We start from the raw sequence: 13666 nt of genomic DNA on the forward strand, positions 1-13666 counted from the left end.
GCCCCGATTGCGGGGGGACCGCCCCCGCCCCCAAAAAAGAAGCCGCCACGCGCCGTTCCCCCGACCCCGAGCTCGCCCCCACCGTCTCCACCGAGATCAACGCCACCCGCTCCCCACTCACCGCAATCGCCTTCACATCCAAGGCCCGCTCACACCCCCGGATCTCCGCCACCTCCGACGTCCTCTCGAACACCGACAAACACAGACGATCCCCGCCCATCGACGTCACGAGCGCTCGCTTCCCGTCGCTCCGCGTGAACGCAAGCACCACATTTTCATTCACGAGCCGCACGATCGGCCCCATCCGCCCCGATTCCTCCACCCACCGCACATACCCCTCGGGCTCGCCCGCCCCCTGCGACACGAGCAGCGCCGCTGCCTCCCCGAACACCGGCTCCACCGACATCGGCAGCCCCGCCTCCTCCGCCGCGCCCAAGGGCACACGCGTCACTTGCGCTCCCGCGGTCGAGCTCGGCGCCCCTCCTGCCGGCTCCCGCCGCTCGCTCGTGCGCCCCTCTCCGCTCGGCGGCTGCGTGTCACGTACGCTCGCGCCCGAGCAGGCAGAGCTTCCGACGAGCAGCCCGAGCAAGAGAAACCTCGGGCCGTTTTGCACACGGGAAGAGCAGGGGAGGCGCGCCACGATCGCGCCCACCATATCGCGGACTTTGCCGGCCGTGCAGGAAGAGCAGCACGAGCGCGTCGTGTCCCTGGACGGCGGCCGCGTGCACGCCGTGCCGGTCGTGGGGTGTCCGCGCCGTACGTGCTCGAGGGCACGTCGGCTGCAATGTCCGACGAACGGCAGGGGGCTTTTCCGGATCGCGCGGGGCTTTCTTTCCACGGCTCTCCGCGTTCGGAAGCGATGCCTCTACCTCTCAGGAGGACGTTCGATGACGAAGACCATGCAGCTCACGATGCTCGGTGCCGCGGCCCTCATGACGTTTGGCGTGGGATGCGGACGCGGCGAAAAACCGGCGCAGAGTGCGCAGCACCGTGCGACGCCGGCCTTCGAGGCCGCTGTCCCCGCGGGGCAGGGACAAACCGGCGCGTATGGCCAGGGCCAGACGGGGCAGTGGGGCCAGGGTCACGCTCAGGGCCAGGCGGGCCAGGGCCAAGCGGGGCAGTGGGGCCAGGGCCAGGCCCAGGGTCAGGGCCAGGCGGGGCAGTGGGGCCAGGGCCAAGGCCAGGGCCAGGCGGGGCAAGGGGGCATGGCGATCATGAGCGAGCAGGAGATGTGCTCCTCGTTCGTCCAGCACTCGAACCTCCGCGTCGAGGACGCCGAGGGCGGTGTCGTGATCATCGCGACCCCCAAGTCGGGCGTGGACCTCTCCACCTTGCGCGGCGACGCGCTCCACATCGCGTACACGATGAGCCCGCCGGCCGGCGAGCAGCGGGCGGCGCGTCCGACCAGCGCGGCGGAGCGTTGCGCCCTCTTCGACCTCGGGCAGACCGCGGGTCGCTCGGGCGTCGTCGAGCAGGGCAACGAAATTCGGATCATCCTGCTCGCCCAGGACACGACCGGCGTCCCCACCCTGCGTAGCCAGGCGCGAAACTTCGTGCGCCAGTGGGGCCAGGAGGGGGTTCAGGGCGGCCAGAAGAGCCCGGACCAGAACCAGGACCGCTGAAGCGGAACTCGGCTCCGAATCGAGCAGGGCGGGGGGCGTCGAAACGACCTCCCTCCGCCCTGCTTTCCTGTTCTGGCCCTCGACCTACCCGAAAACGTTCGCTACCCTGAGCTCGTCATGAGCAAGAAGCTGGACGAGGAGCTCGCGCAGGCGGCGGGGATTGGACGGGACGACGAAGGGCCGGCGGCGCCGCCCATCCTCGTGCCTCAGCCGGCCGAGAGGGCTCGACCGAAGAACAGCAGCATGGGCCTTTTGCTCACGCTGCTCGTCATGGGCGGCGGGCTCGTCGGCCTGTTCATGTTCGGCTTCAAGGAAGCGGCCATTTATGCGACGCCCGTCGATCAGCTCCTCACGCAGCAGGACAAACTGATGGGCCGCAAGGTCCGCGTCGAGGGCGAGCTCGTCCCGGGCACCCTCGAAAAGCGCGACAAGCCTTGCGAGTATCGCTTCACCATTCATGGCAAGGACGGCAAGCAGACCTTGCCCGTCCGATATTCTCAGTGCGTCATTCCCGACACGTTCCGCGACGTCCCCGGCGGCGGCGTGCAGGTCACGGTCGAGGGCTCGCTCAAGTCGGCGTCCGAATTCGAGGCCACGCTCGTCATGGCGAAGTGCACCTCGAAGTACGACCCCAAGACCCACGAGATGAAGCCGGGCGAGGGGCAGGGCATGCCGATCAACTGATCGGATCGGCATCTCGCGAAAAAACGCCGGGCTCCCTGGAGAAGGGGCCCGGCGTTTTCGTTTTCATTCGGGTTCGGCTTGGCCTCTCCGCGGCGCGGGGGCCGGGGCCAGCTCTTCGGGGGGCATCGCGGGGGAGGGCACGGGCTCGCTCGGGGCGGGTTTGTCGGCGGGCTCCGGCGGCGGGGGCGCCTCGCGCGGCGGCTCCACGGCCTTCGGCTCTGCGGCCTTCGGCTCTGCGGCTGCGCGCGGCGGCTCCTCGTCGCCCTTGTCCTTCGCCGTCGACGTGCCCAGGGGCAAACCGGACTTCTTCGACGGGAACGGCGAGTCGCCCTTGCCGCGGCCACGACCTGCGGCCGGGCCGTCGGTCGAGTGCGCGTCGAACTTCATGCGCGACAGCGCGCCGTGCACGTGCCAGCCGTAGAACCCGTCCTGCCGTTTGGACTTCTTGATCTTCGGATCGGCCAGCTCGAACAGCGACGGCGCGTTCGAGCCCGGCGCGCCGAGCAAGGACTTCGTCAGGTCGCTCTTGTTGCGGTAGGCGTCGGTGAACTTGAAGCGCACGTAGAGATCGGCGGCCGAGCTGTTCCACGGCTCGCGCACGTTCACCTTCCCGTCGCCGGCGAGCTCGATGTCGGTCCCGTTTGCTTCGAGCTTCGTGACCTTGAGGACGCCTTCCTTCGCCTCGGCCGTGATCGCGAGATCGCCGAGCTTCGCCTCGGGCAGCGCGATCTGGCCTTTGATCTTCGACTTGCCGTCGCCCACGGACATCTCGGCGATCGTCAGGTCGAGCGCGCCGTTTGCCTTGCTGAACTTGCCGCCCTCGGCGGCGAGCTCGAACGTCCCCTTCGCGAGGCCCTTCACGGGCACGCCGAGGACGTCCTTGATCACGTCGACCTTCGCGAGGTTCACGCCTTCGAGTTCGACCTCCACGGGCCCGCTCGAACCGCCCACGGGCACCGTGCCTTTGAGCTCGCCGTCGAAGGCGCGGGCCCAGAACTTGATGCGCACGCGGCCGAGGAAGAGCGGCAGGATCTGCAGCCGCGCCTCCACCTCGTCGATCTGGATCACGCTCTCCTTCGGGGCGGGTTTGTCCTTGTCGCCGCCGCTGCTGAAGGCGCTCGACGAGCTCGACGCGTCGTCGCTCGGGGGCAGGTAGAGCCTCACGCCCGTCGCCTCGACGCCCGTGAACCAGTACGAATCGAGCTCGTCGATCTCCAGCCGTTGCCCGGCGTTTTTGCCTTTTTGCGCGGCCTGGAACTCGGCGACGAGGCGGTCCTTCAGTCGATCCCAGGGGAAGGCCACGTAAAAGAAGAGCCCGAGGCAAAAAGCATAAAGCGCCGGGTAGGCGAGAAACTTTGCAATGCGCAAGAAGCGGGCCTTCACGGAACCTTCTCCTCCTCGGCCGCGTCCTTCGACTCGCCCTTGTCCTTGTCCTTGTCTTTTTCTTTCGCGTCGGGCTTGCGGTCGTAGGCGCTCACCCCGAGCTCCACCTCGTACGAATCCGGCTCACCGGCGCGCGGGCGGATGTTGAGGCGCGTGATCGCGACGGGGTGTCCCGATTGCTCGATCTTCTCGAGCATCTTCACGAGCGCCAGCATGCCGACCTTGTGCAGCTTCACCACGGTGAGCCGCTCGGTGTACTTCTTGCCGTGCGGGGCCTCGGGTTTGTCCTGCGAATCGGCGATCGTGATCCCGTTTTGCTTCGCGGCGTCCTCGATGAAGCCGGCGAGCATGGGGGCGGGGCGGCCGTAGCGCGCGAGCAGGGCGTCTTGCTTCGCCTTGCGATCGGAGACCGAGAGGCGCGCTTTGTAGACCTCGTCGATGAGGGCGCGGATCTCGTCGTTTTCGGTGCGCGACGAGCTCACCGCGCTCCAGGCGTAGATCGGCAGCGCGAGGACGACGAGCCCCGCCAGGATGCCGAGCAGGAGGCCGAGCAGCTTGCGCTCGCGCGGCTCGAGTTTTTCCAGGCGCTCCGCGAACGTCACTTCTCTTCCTCCTTGCCGGCCGCGGGCGAGGACGAGTCCGCCGCGTCAGCGGTGCCCCCGGGCTTCGTCGTCTTCTTCTTCTTGTCGTCGCACTTCACGTCGAATTCGAGCTGATACTTCTGCTTGCCGTCGGCGGGGTTGCCGAACTGGGCCGTGCGCGCGATCTTCACGTCCTTGAAGCACTTGTGCTCCTTCATCTTGTCCGCGATGGTCTGCGCGTCGGGGATCGAAGGGACCGTGGCCTGAATGACGACGTGGCCGCGATTGACGTCGAACTCGAGGACGTCGTGGATGATCTCTTTCGGCACGACCTCCGAGAGTTTCACCATGACGTCGAAGGCATCCGCGCGCGGCAGAGGGTCCTCGTCGGCGCTGCCGGGGCCCTTGTCGAGCATGCTGCGCGCCTTTTCGGGCTCCTTCGTCTCTTCCTCGAATACGTCGCCCGTCGCCGTCTCGAGCCGCGAGAGGAGCATTTCCTTTTCGGCCGAGAGGCTGCGGTGCTGGGCGAGCAGGCTGAAGACGAAGCTCACGACGACCGCGGCGCCGAGGCCCGCGAGGAGCGGGATCTTTTCGCGAAGGAATGGATAGCTGCGCGCCGCGGCGAGGCCGCCCTGGCGCAGGTTGAGGCCGCGCGCTTTGCCCGCGAGGCCCATCGCGAGGCCAATGGCCTTCGCGAAGCGCGGGAGCATCGCCTCCTGCTCGGGCGTCACGCCTTCGAGGCGCGGCTTCGGCAGGGGCAAAATCGTGATGCCGAGCTCGGTCGAGAGATAGGCCTCCGCGCCTTGCGCGCTCGCGCCGCCGCCGACGAGGTACATGCCCGAGAGCGGGCCGCCGCCCGAGGCGCGCCACGCGGCGAGGGTTTGTCGCAATTCGCGCGAGAGCGCGGGCGCGCTCCCGGGCAAACCGAGCGTGCCGCGCGAGAGCGTGCGCGCGAAGACGGGCTCGCCGCCGCGCAGGATCACGATGTCGCTCGACGCCTCGCCGAGATCGACGATCGCGACGGGCAGCGCCGCCTCGCCCGCGGGCGTCTCCTTGCCGAACGGTTTTTCGATTTCGGGCATCACGCCCGCGAGGTTCGCGAGCGGGAGCGCGCCCGTGCCGATGCGCTCGGGCTCCATGCCGAGGGCCTCGCGCACGGCGTCGATGCGCTGCTTCACGTCCTCGATGCGCGCGATGGCCGCGAAGATCGGCACGGTGTCGCCGCCCGGGTTCTTGTCCATGCGGTAATCGAACACCGCGTCCGTGATCTCGAATGGGATCAGGGATTCGAGCTCGAACGGCAGGACGTTGTCGATCTCCTTCAGCGCCGACGTGGGCATGTCGACCGTTCGGAAGAACGTCCGCTCGCCCGAGATCGCGATCGAGATCGCGTCGGCCTTGTGGCCGCCCACGGCGGCGCGGATGGCGTCGATTTCGAGGCCCGTGACGGGCGCCTCGCCGAGGGCCTCGAGCGTGATCTTGCGGTACGAGAGGCGCAGGAGCGCCGCCCTCACCACCGCCTTGCCGACGTCGATACCGAGAATTTTGGACATCGTGAGCTCTCTCGAGGAAACCTATTCGATACGATAATACACGATCTTGCCGAGCGGGTTCGTGGCGATCGCTTGCAGCGGATCGACCGTGGTCCCCGAGCCCGCGCCGCCGGAGCCTCCGCCCTGCGTGAGCTGCTGCCCCTGCCCGTTCGTCGATCCGGTCTGCGTGCCGCCCGTGAGCGGATTGACGCCGCGCGTGTCCACGACGGCGTGGACGCGCACGCGCGTCGTGCGCTTGCGGCCGGGGACGACGCCCTCGGCGTAAATGCTGAAGACCTTGCTCGTGACGGTGAATTGCTTGTTCGCGCCCGCGTTGAGCCCGCACGGCAGGCCCGCCGACGTGAGCAGGGGCGTGAGCATCGGCCCGAGCATGGCCCCGAGGGGACCCGGGACGGTGCCCGTCTTGAGGAGATTGGGGAAATCAGCGGGTTTCGAGAAAATGGGGATCGGGAACGTCTTGAGGATGCCGAGGAGGCCGAGGAACTGTGTCTGGATGGCCGGGTCGGTGCAAAGGGGAATGCCCTGCGTCGCGTTCGATTGCGTCGCGCCCGCGCCGCCCGAGCAGACCGAGCAAGCTGCGGCGAGCAAGGTCTGCGGGTTCGCGGTGTTCACGTTGACCGCCTTCTGGCCCCAGACCGTGAGCGTGCGTGATTTCGGATCGTCCGGGTTCGGCTCGACGAACGTCGCCCAGAAGTCATCGCCGACGCCGCGGATGAGGCGCAGCTCGTCGAGCGAGTCGTACGCGGCGTTCTTGCGGCGATATTCGAGGCCGATCGTCTGGTAATAGTTGTCCTCGGCGCCCGTGGCTCCTTGCGCCTGCGAGCCGACGTAACACGTCGAGAGGTTCTCGTCCTGATCGGCCCAGTCGGTCAACGCGCCGCAGATCGTCTGCATCGTCGAGATCTGGCCGTCGGGGTCCATGCTGTCGAACAGCGGCGCGTATTGCGGGCCCTGCATGTGGCTGACGAGCAGCCGCTCGAGATCGACGTCCGGGATCGGCGCGGCCCGGTTCACGTTGATCTTCGAATCCTCGTCGACGATCTTGACCGTGAACGATCCGCCCGTGAGGCCGAGGCCTTTGCCCTGCGTGGTATCGACGCCGAGCATCCCGCCGAACGTGGCCATTCCGGTCTCGTCATTGAAGGGGCCGAGCGCGATGTCGGTGAACTCCCAGACGGGGAGCTGCTTGAAGGGCAGCGGGAGAGGGACGCTCGTGCGGATCGTCGGCTCGGAGGCGATGAGCAGGCGCGAAAGATTCACGGCGCTCTTCGCGAGGTATTCGGCCTTGAGCGCGTCCCGGTCCGCGAGCGCGGCGGCGAGCTCGGCGCTCGTCTCCTGCTGCAGCTCGGTGAGAAAGACCGTGAGCACGGTGATCGCGCCGAGCACCATGAGCAATGCGACGCCGCGGCGCTCTCGTTTGCGCCTGCGGAGCTTCCTCAGCTCTTTTTCGCGGTTCGGCTCGTTCATGGCTCAGTTCGCGAAATCGAGGGCGAGCTGCATCGCGGGGGAGACGCGTGAGCGGAGGACGATCGGCTTGCCGCCGGGGCCGCCATTCAGCACGAGCGTGATGAGGACCTGCTGGGGGAGACGCCACGGCTGGCCCGTGACCTGCGTCGTGTCCCAGGTGTCGACCCATTCGGAGATGGTGTCGTCGAAATACTGGATGTCGAAGCTCTGCACGTCCTCGACGAGGACGTTCACGACGCCGCCCTTCTGCGGCTCCATGTCGAGGTATTTGTCCTCGCGCCGGACGAGGTCCATCGTGCCGGCCTCGTTTCGCGCGCCGAAATAGCCGATCTCGCATTGATCGGACTCGTGCGCGTCGCGGGCGAGGCGGCGGTGCGCAAAGGAGGTGAAATCGAGACGATCGAACGTGCCCTCGTCCTGGCCGATGAAGCCGGTCTTGCGGACCTGCTGCGAGAGCATCGTGGAGCTATTCGAATAATCGCCGTGCTTCGAGACGAACGCCGCCTGGATCTCGCGCGCCATGCGTTGAATGGCGGCGCGGCCCTGGTGGTATCGGTCGTTCATCTGCGTGATGCCCTTGCGCGAGCGGGACATGCCGTCGAACGCGCCATAGATGAGCGAGCCGATGAGCGCGAGGACGCCGATCGAGACCATCGCCTCGAGGAGCGTGAGGCCACGACGGGAAGCGCGACGACGCATTTTCATCGGCCCATGCCTCCCCCGGGCATACCCGGGAAACCCGGCCGGCCGCCGCCGAAGGGATTGCCGCCGCCGAAAGGATTGCCGCCGCCCGTGGGCCCGCCGCCCGTGGGTCCGCCGCCCGTGGGTCCGCCGCCCGTGGGGCCGCCGCCCGTCAGCGCGGACTCGACAGCGTCGAGCTGGTCATTCGTGACGAGCGTCGGCCGCGGGTTCGTCACCCATTGCACGACGTCGAACGAATGCTCGCGGCTGCCCTCGGTCCACGTGACCGTGATCGTGACGCGGCGGGTGTTCGTCTCGAAGATCGCCTTGAGCGCCGGATACACGAACGTGCCGACGAGCTGGAGCATACCGCCGAGCGCGTCCGCGCCTGTGGCGCCGCCGAGCGCGCCCGCGACGCCGCCGAGGCCGCCGCCCGCGAGTTCCTCCGTCGCCGGAGGCGTCGCGCCGCCGGCGAGGCCGAGCAGGCCGCCCATCGCGCCGAGCCCGCCCGCGGCGCCCGGAGCGCCCGAGGGATTCGTGCCGCCATTTTGCGTCGACGTGAGATCGAGGCCGGTGTCGAGGTCCATTTCGCCCAGTTTCGGCTCGGGGAACTGCGGCTTTTCGATCTTCCACGCGCACTTGAGGTTCGGCGTCTCGTCGCCCTCGCAACAAGGGCCGCTCTCGATCTCTTCGAGCTCCTGGAAGCCCTCGCGATACAGGTGCTCCTCGAGCTCGCCCATCTTGCAGCGGGCGAGGGAGGTGGCGACGCTCAGGTTCCGCGCGTGGGACGAGGCGGAGAACGCGCCCGCCTGCGCCGAGAGGATCGCGGTCAGGCCGAGTCCCAGGATCGCGACGGCGACCATGACCTCGAGCAGCGTGAACCCTCTCCGTTTCATATCGATCTCCCCGAACCCCTCAGAAACCGGAATCGCTGGCCTCCGATTCCTCGGATTCGTCGCGCGGCCTCTGCATTTCGACGCGCCCCTTCTTCAGCGAGGTCTTGCCCGTCAGCGGCGAGACGAGCACCGTCATGATGTCGTGCTCCGGATCCGCCTCCGCGGGATTGCCGAGCACGACCTGGATCGCCGCGCGCTCCGTCTGACCCCCGGGCCAGAAATAAAGATACGCGCGGTCCTCCTCGATCGCCGCCTCCTGATGCGAGGTGTCGATCGAGAGAAATCGCACGCCGTCGGCGAGGTCCTTGCCCGGCTTTCCGCCCTGCGGCTCGAATCCGAAGGCCTTCGTGGCCGTGAACGAGGGCCGCGGCGCGCGTGGCCCCTTCACGACTTTCTCGGCCTCCTCCATCGCCTTTTGCTCGATCTCGGTGGCAGCCGCGGCGCCGCCCGTCTTGTCCTTCTTGTCGACGGAGAGCTGGCCGCCGCCCTCCTCCAAGATCACCATTCGCTGCTCGAAATCGAAGACGAGCCGCACGGGCTTTCCAATCGCATTCGCGTGCCCATACGCGACCCGCACCGCGCTGGCGATCATCACCGACGATTGCCGGAGCCGCGCGCGCTTCAGCGTCCCGAGCCCGACGACCGCCGTCCCCGTGACGAGGGTCATGATCGCCAGGGTGATCAGGACCTCCACCAGCGTCATGCCACGCCGCCCGCGAGATCGCGCGGGTGCGTGGCAAGTCGCGAGAAGGGTGGAGGCGCGCGGCATCGATTCGGTCCTCGTCAGAGCGCCGCGACGCGCTTGATGTCGGCGTCCTTGAAGTCGTCCTTGACGTCGTCGGGCGTGTTCTCTTTGCGATCGCGGCCCGAGGAGATCACCGTGATCTCGTCGCCGTCGCATTGAATCTTGAACGGCTGGCCCCACGGGTCGTCCGTCTTCTTCGCGTCGATGTGCTTGCCGTCGACGAGCTCCTTGAGCGTCGGGCAGCCGCCGCTCGCGCTGTCGAGGTGCATGTACTGCTGCGCCGCGGTCTTGATGACGCCTGCGCTGAGCACCGCGCCGCGGATCTGGCTCTCCTTGTACCGCGGGAAGACGAGCGCCGTCGCGCCGCCCGCGATGATCGCCATGATCGCGAGCACGATCAGGACCTCGACCAGCGTCACGCCCCGCGACGCCGCACGCTTCCACTTCCGGATTCGATTCGCTTTCACCTTCATGGTCCCTTCACTCCACGCGGTCGAGACCGCCGATTTCACCGTCCGGCCCGTCGCTCGTGAGATCGTACCCCTCCGGGTCCTTCTGACCAGGGCAAACCAGCCGGAGCGGCCTGCCCCACGCGTCGATGGGGGCGATCCCGATATAGTTTTCCGTTTTTAGCGCATCGAGCGACGGCGGGCACTTTCTCTCGTGATCCGCTCGATAGGCGTCGAGCCCCGCCCGCACGACGCCGATCGTGGCCATCGTGGAGCGGACGCCGGTCTTGCGCCGCTCCCGCGCGCCGAGGAGAAGCAAGAGCGTGGCCATCCCGAGCGCGAGCGCGACGAGCTTTGCGCGCGCCATGCCGCGGCCGCGCAAAATCCCGCCGCCCCGCTCCCACGGGAACCAGATCGTCGTCTCCCTCTGCCTGCGCCGCGCCACGCCCCGATTCCCCCTCTACCCTGCGAAGCTCGACATCTGGATGAGCGGCATGAGGATCGAGAACGCGATGAACCCGACCGCGCCGCCCATGAACACGATCATGAGAGGTTCGAGCAAGCTCGTCAGCACGGTGACGCGCATCTCGACCTCCAGATCGTACGCATTCGAAACGTTCTCCAGCATCTCTTCGAGCTGACCGCTCTTCTCGCCGATCGTGATCATGTGCGTGACGATCGGCGGGAACTGGCCGCTGCGCTTCAAGGGCTCGGCGATGCTCTGGCCCTCGCGGATCGAGCTGATCGCGTCGGCGATGACCTTCTCGAGGACGGCGTTGCCGAGCACGTTCTTCACGATGTCCATCGCGCCGAGCAGCGCGACGCCGGCGCTGAGCAGCGTGGCGAGCGTGCGCGAGAAACGAGCGATCGCGATCATCTGCACGAGCTTGCCGACGATGGGCGCCTTGAGCAAAAAGCCGTGCCATTTCAGTCGGCCGCCCGGCGTGCGTTTCCAGCGACGGAAGCCCCAGATGCTGCCTGCGAGCACGCCGAGGACGAGCCACCAGTAGTTGCTCAAAAAGTCGGACGTGCCGATGAGCGTCGCCGTGTACCAGGGCAATGCCTGATCCATCGAGGCGAAGATCGAGGTCACGTTCGGCACGACCGCGACCATGAGCACGGAGACGAGCGAGATGCCGAGGATCGCCATCAGGATGGGATACGCCATCGCCGAGCTGACCTTCGATGTGAGCTTCGCCTGCGACTCGAGGAACGCGGTGACGCGCTCGAGGACCTGCTGGAGCATGCCCGACGCCTCGCCGGCGCGGACCATGTTCACGTAGAGCGGCGGGAAGATCGAGGGGTGCTGTTCGAGCGCCTTCGCGAAGCTCGTACCCTCGCGGATCTGCTCGCGGACCTGGGTGAGCGCGCGCTTGAGCGCCTCTTTCTCGACCTGATCGATGAGCGCCGTGAGCGATTCGAAGAGTGGAATGCCCGCCTTGAGCAGGGTCGCGAGCTGGCGCGTGACGACGGCGACGTCGTTCGTCGAGGGGCGCTGCGTGAAGGCGAGGAGGTTGATCGACTTCTTCGTCTTCGCCGCGGCGGTCTGCTCTTCCGCGGCCGTCGTGAGAAGGATGCCGTCCTTGCGCAGGAGGGCGCGGAGCGCCTTCGCGTTCTCCGCGTCTTTCACGCCCTTCACCGGTTTTCCGGTGGCGACGAGGATGCCTCTGTATTCGAAGACGGCCACGGCCCGCTCCTCCCTATTCGTCCACGATGATGTCCTCTTGGGTCGCGGCGAGGACTTCCTCGACCGTCGTCATACCCCTGAGGACCTTGCGCGCGCCGTCGTCGCGCATGGTGTCCATTCCCTGCGAGATCGCGACGCGCTTGACCGTCTGCGCGTCGGCGTTCTTGAGGATGAGCGGGCCGATCGCGTCGTCGATGACGAGCAGCTCGTAGATCCCGCGCCTCCCCACGAACCCCTTCTGCATGCAGGCGTCGCAGCCTCCCGGTTTGAAGAAAACCGGAGAGCTGCCCATTTTCTGCCCGACGTATTCGTATTCGAGCCCGTGCACCGAATACCGCTGCGACGGGATGCGCTTCGCCTTCCACGCGAGGCGCTCGTCGTCGAGGCCGAGCTGCCGGAGCTCGTACGCCGTCGGCTGATACGGGACCTTGCAGTGCTGGCAGAGCATGCGCACGAGGCGCTGCGCGAGGATGCCGATGACGCTGGAGCGCACGAGGAACGGCTCGATCTCCATCTCGACGAGGCGCGTGACGGCCGCGGCCGAGTCGTTCGTGTGGAGCGTCGAGAGCACGAGGTGACCCGTGAGCGAGGCGTGAATCGCGATCTCGGCGGTCTCCTTGTCGCGGATCTCGCCGACCATGATGACGTCCGGATCCTGGCGCAAGAAGGCGCGGAGCGCGCTCGCGAACGTGAGGCCGATCGAGGGGTGGACGTGGACCTGATGAATGCCGCCGATCTCGTACTCGACCGGATCCTCGGCCGTGAGGATGTTGCGGCTCGGGTCGTTGATGCGGTTCAGGCACGCATAAAGCGTGGTCGTCTTGCCGCTGCCGGTCGGGCCCGTGACGAGGATGATGCCGTCGGGCCGATTGATGAGGTGATCCATGATCCCGTATTCGCGCGGCGCGAAGCCGAGATCGTCGAGGCCGAGGAGGATGCTCGTCTTGTGCAGGAGGCGCATGACGATGCGCTCGAAGCCGCGGCTCGTCGGGACCGTGGAGACGCGGACGTCGACGCTCTTGCCCGCGATCTTCAGCGTGATGCGGCCGTCCTGCGGGAGGCGCTTCTCGGCGATGTTCAGGCTCGCCATGATCTTCACGCGGGCGATGATCGGCGCCATGAACTGCTTCGAGGCGCGGCGCGCCACGTAGAGCTCGCCGTCGATGCGATAACGAACGACGACGTCGCGCTCCTCGGGCTCGATGTGGATGTCGCTCGCGCGCTCGCGGACGGCCATCGCGAAGAGGCTGTTCACCCAGGCGATGATCGGCGCGTCGTCGTCCGAGTCGATGATGTCGACGAGGTTGTCTTCCTCTTCGTGCTTGTCGCCTTGGAGGTTCGACTGGCCCGCGTCGCTCTTCTCCCAGATGCGGTTGATCGCGTCGTGGACGTGGTTGCGCGTCGCGACCGAGACCTCCACGGGCTTCGCGAAGATCGCGCGGACGTCGTCGACCGCCAGCGTGTCGAGCGGATCGGCGACGATCGCGTGCACGGTCTCTGCATCCTCGAAGATGGGGAGGATGAAGCGCTGCTTCGCATAGGTGATGGGCAGGCGCGAGGCGACGTCGAATTTGATCTGCTCGACGTCGATCTTCGGCACGTAATCGAGGCCCATCTCGTTCGCGAGCGCGCGGGCGATCTTGTCCTCGTCCGCGAGGTTCGAGGAGACGATGAGGTCGGTGATCCGCTCGCCGCGCTCGCGCGCGGTCTCGAAGAGCGGCGCGAGCTTCTGCGCGTCGACCACGCCGTGGCGAATCAGGATCTCGCCGACGTATTCCTCTCGGGCGACCGGGTTCATGCTCATTCCACGCGCTCCACGGGCCTCGGGGCGGCGCCGCCAGCCGGGCGGCGGCGCGGGGTGGGCGCAGCGGGCGCATTGCCGCCCGCCGCCGCCGGCGGGGGCGCGGTCTGCACGCCG

Annotated in this window: 13 protein-coding genes and 1 pseudogene; 2 read left to right on the forward strand and 12 right to left on the reverse strand. The window is 67.5% G+C overall.

Features of this window, described 5'->3' with window-relative positions; translation table 11 throughout:
• Positions 1 to 613: pseudogene (locus tag QHF85_RS48335) on the reverse strand (hypothetical protein); the annotation flags it as partial.
• A 274-nt stretch (positions 614 to 887) separates the two neighbouring features.
• On the opposite strand from QHF85_RS48335, the gene QHF85_RS48340 reads away from it, so the two are divergent.
• Positions 888 to 1622, forward strand: coding sequence for a hypothetical protein (locus QHF85_RS48340; RefSeq protein ID WP_281334328.1), 735 nt, complete (start codon positions 888 to 890; stop codon positions 1620 to 1622).
• Positions 1623 to 1739: 117 nt separating this feature from the next.
• Positions 1740 to 2306 carry a cytochrome c maturation protein CcmE gene (locus QHF85_RS48345; protein ID WP_281334329.1) on the forward strand — a complete coding sequence of 189 codons (567 nt, stop codon included), beginning with the start codon at positions 1740 to 1742 and terminating at the stop codon, positions 2304 to 2306.
• 63 nt (positions 2307 to 2369) lie between these two features.
• Here the strand turns inward: QHF85_RS48345 and gspN are convergent, their stop codons facing one another.
• From gspN to gspE, 11 genes are read right to left on the reverse strand one after another with little or no spacing between them, the layout of a single operon-like run.
• Positions 2370 to 3689, reverse strand: coding sequence for a type II secretion system protein GspN (gene gspN / locus QHF85_RS48350; protein WP_281334330.1), 1320 nt, complete (start codon positions 3687 to 3689; stop codon positions 2370 to 2372).
• A complete protein-coding gene (locus QHF85_RS48355; RefSeq protein ID WP_281334331.1) occupies positions 3686 to 4291 on the reverse strand; it encodes a hypothetical protein in 606 nt (201 codons plus the stop codon). Before QHF85_RS48355 ends, gspN begins: the two co-directional genes overlap by 4 nt.
• On the reverse strand, positions 4288 to 5823 hold the full coding sequence (gene pilM, locus QHF85_RS48360; RefSeq protein WP_281334332.1) for a pilus assembly protein PilM: 1536 nt from the start codon (positions 5821 to 5823) through the stop codon (positions 4288 to 4290). Before pilM ends, QHF85_RS48355 begins: the two co-directional genes overlap by 4 nt.
• Positions 5824 to 5844: 21 nt before the next feature.
• Entirely contained in the window at positions 5845 to 7290 is a 1446-nt protein-coding gene (locus QHF85_RS48365) for a type II secretion system protein GspK (RefSeq protein ID WP_281334333.1), read from the reverse strand.
• A gap of 3 nt (positions 7291 to 7293) precedes the next feature.
• Positions 7294 to 7995: a type II secretion system protein GspJ gene (locus QHF85_RS48370; RefSeq protein WP_281334334.1), complete on the reverse strand. Its 702-nt coding sequence runs from the start codon at positions 7993 to 7995 to the stop codon at positions 7294 to 7296.
• Positions 7992 to 8867: a prepilin-type N-terminal cleavage/methylation domain-containing protein gene (locus QHF85_RS48375; RefSeq protein ID WP_281334335.1), complete on the reverse strand. Its 876-nt coding sequence runs from the start codon at positions 8865 to 8867 to the stop codon at positions 7992 to 7994. Before QHF85_RS48375 ends, QHF85_RS48370 begins: the two co-directional genes overlap by 4 nt.
• Positions 8868 to 8886: 19 nt before the next feature.
• On the reverse strand, positions 8887 to 9636 hold the full coding sequence (locus QHF85_RS48380) for a prepilin-type N-terminal cleavage/methylation domain-containing protein (RefSeq protein WP_348652826.1): 750 nt from the start codon (positions 9634 to 9636) through the stop codon (positions 8887 to 8889).
• Between the two features lie 14 nt (positions 9637 to 9650).
• Positions 9651 to 10085, reverse strand: a complete 435-nt coding sequence (locus tag QHF85_RS48385) for a type II secretion system protein (protein ID WP_281334337.1) — start codon at positions 10083 to 10085, stop codon at positions 9651 to 9653.
• A gap of 7 nt (positions 10086 to 10092) precedes the next feature.
• Positions 10093 to 10506, reverse strand: a complete 414-nt coding sequence (locus QHF85_RS48390; RefSeq protein ID WP_281334338.1) for a type II secretion system protein GspG — start codon at positions 10504 to 10506, stop codon at positions 10093 to 10095.
• Positions 10507 to 10521: 15 nt separating this feature from the next.
• Positions 10522 to 11748 (reverse strand): type II secretion system inner membrane protein GspF, encoded by a 1227-nt coding sequence (gene gspF / locus QHF85_RS48395; RefSeq protein WP_281334339.1) that lies wholly within the window; start codon positions 11746 to 11748, stop codon positions 10522 to 10524.
• 13 nt (positions 11749 to 11761) lie between these two features.
• Positions 11762 to 13546, reverse strand: coding sequence for a type II secretion system ATPase GspE (gene gspE, locus QHF85_RS48400; protein WP_281334340.1), 1785 nt, complete (start codon positions 13544 to 13546; stop codon positions 11762 to 11764).
• Between the last annotated feature and the right edge of the window lie 120 nt (positions 13547 to 13666).

The organism is Polyangium sp. 6x1 (assembly GCF_029946515.1).
Taxonomy (GTDB): domain Bacteria; phylum Myxococcota_A; class Polyangia; order Polyangiales; family Polyangiaceae; genus Polyangium.

What these genes read in the sequence shown, in the direction of transcription:
- QHF85_RS48365 (WP_281334333.1), bottom strand. Translation starts at nt 7,290, where the DNA reads ATGAACGAGCCGAACCGCGAAAAAGAGCTGAGGAAGCTCCGCAGGCGC.
- QHF85_RS48380 (WP_348652826.1), bottom strand. Translation starts at nt 9,636, where the DNA reads ATGCCGCGCGCCTCCACCCTTCTCGCGACTTGCCACGCACCCGCGCGA.
- gspE (WP_281334340.1), bottom strand. Translation starts at nt 13,546, where the DNA reads ATGAACCCGGTCGCCCGAGAGGAATACGTCGGCGAGATCCTGATTCGC.
- QHF85_RS48375 (WP_281334335.1), bottom strand. Translation starts at nt 8,867, where the DNA reads ATGAAACGGAGAGGGTTCACGCTGCTCGAGGTCATGGTCGCCGTCGCG.
- QHF85_RS48370 (WP_281334334.1), bottom strand. Translation starts at nt 7,995, where the DNA reads ATGAAAATGCGTCGTCGCGCTTCCCGTCGTGGCCTCACGCTCCTCGAG.
- pilM (WP_281334332.1), bottom strand. Translation starts at nt 5,823, where the DNA reads ATGTCCAAAATTCTCGGTATCGACGTCGGCAAGGCGGTGGTGAGGGCG.
- QHF85_RS48345 (WP_281334329.1), top strand. Translation starts at nt 1,740, where the DNA reads ATGAGCAAGAAGCTGGACGAGGAGCTCGCGCAGGCGGCGGGGATTGGA.
- QHF85_RS48340 (WP_281334328.1), top strand. Translation starts at nt 888, where the DNA reads ATGACGAAGACCATGCAGCTCACGATGCTCGGTGCCGCGGCCCTCATG.
- QHF85_RS48385 (WP_281334337.1), bottom strand. Translation starts at nt 10,085, where the DNA reads ATGAAGGTGAAAGCGAATCGAATCCGGAAGTGGAAGCGTGCGGCGTCG.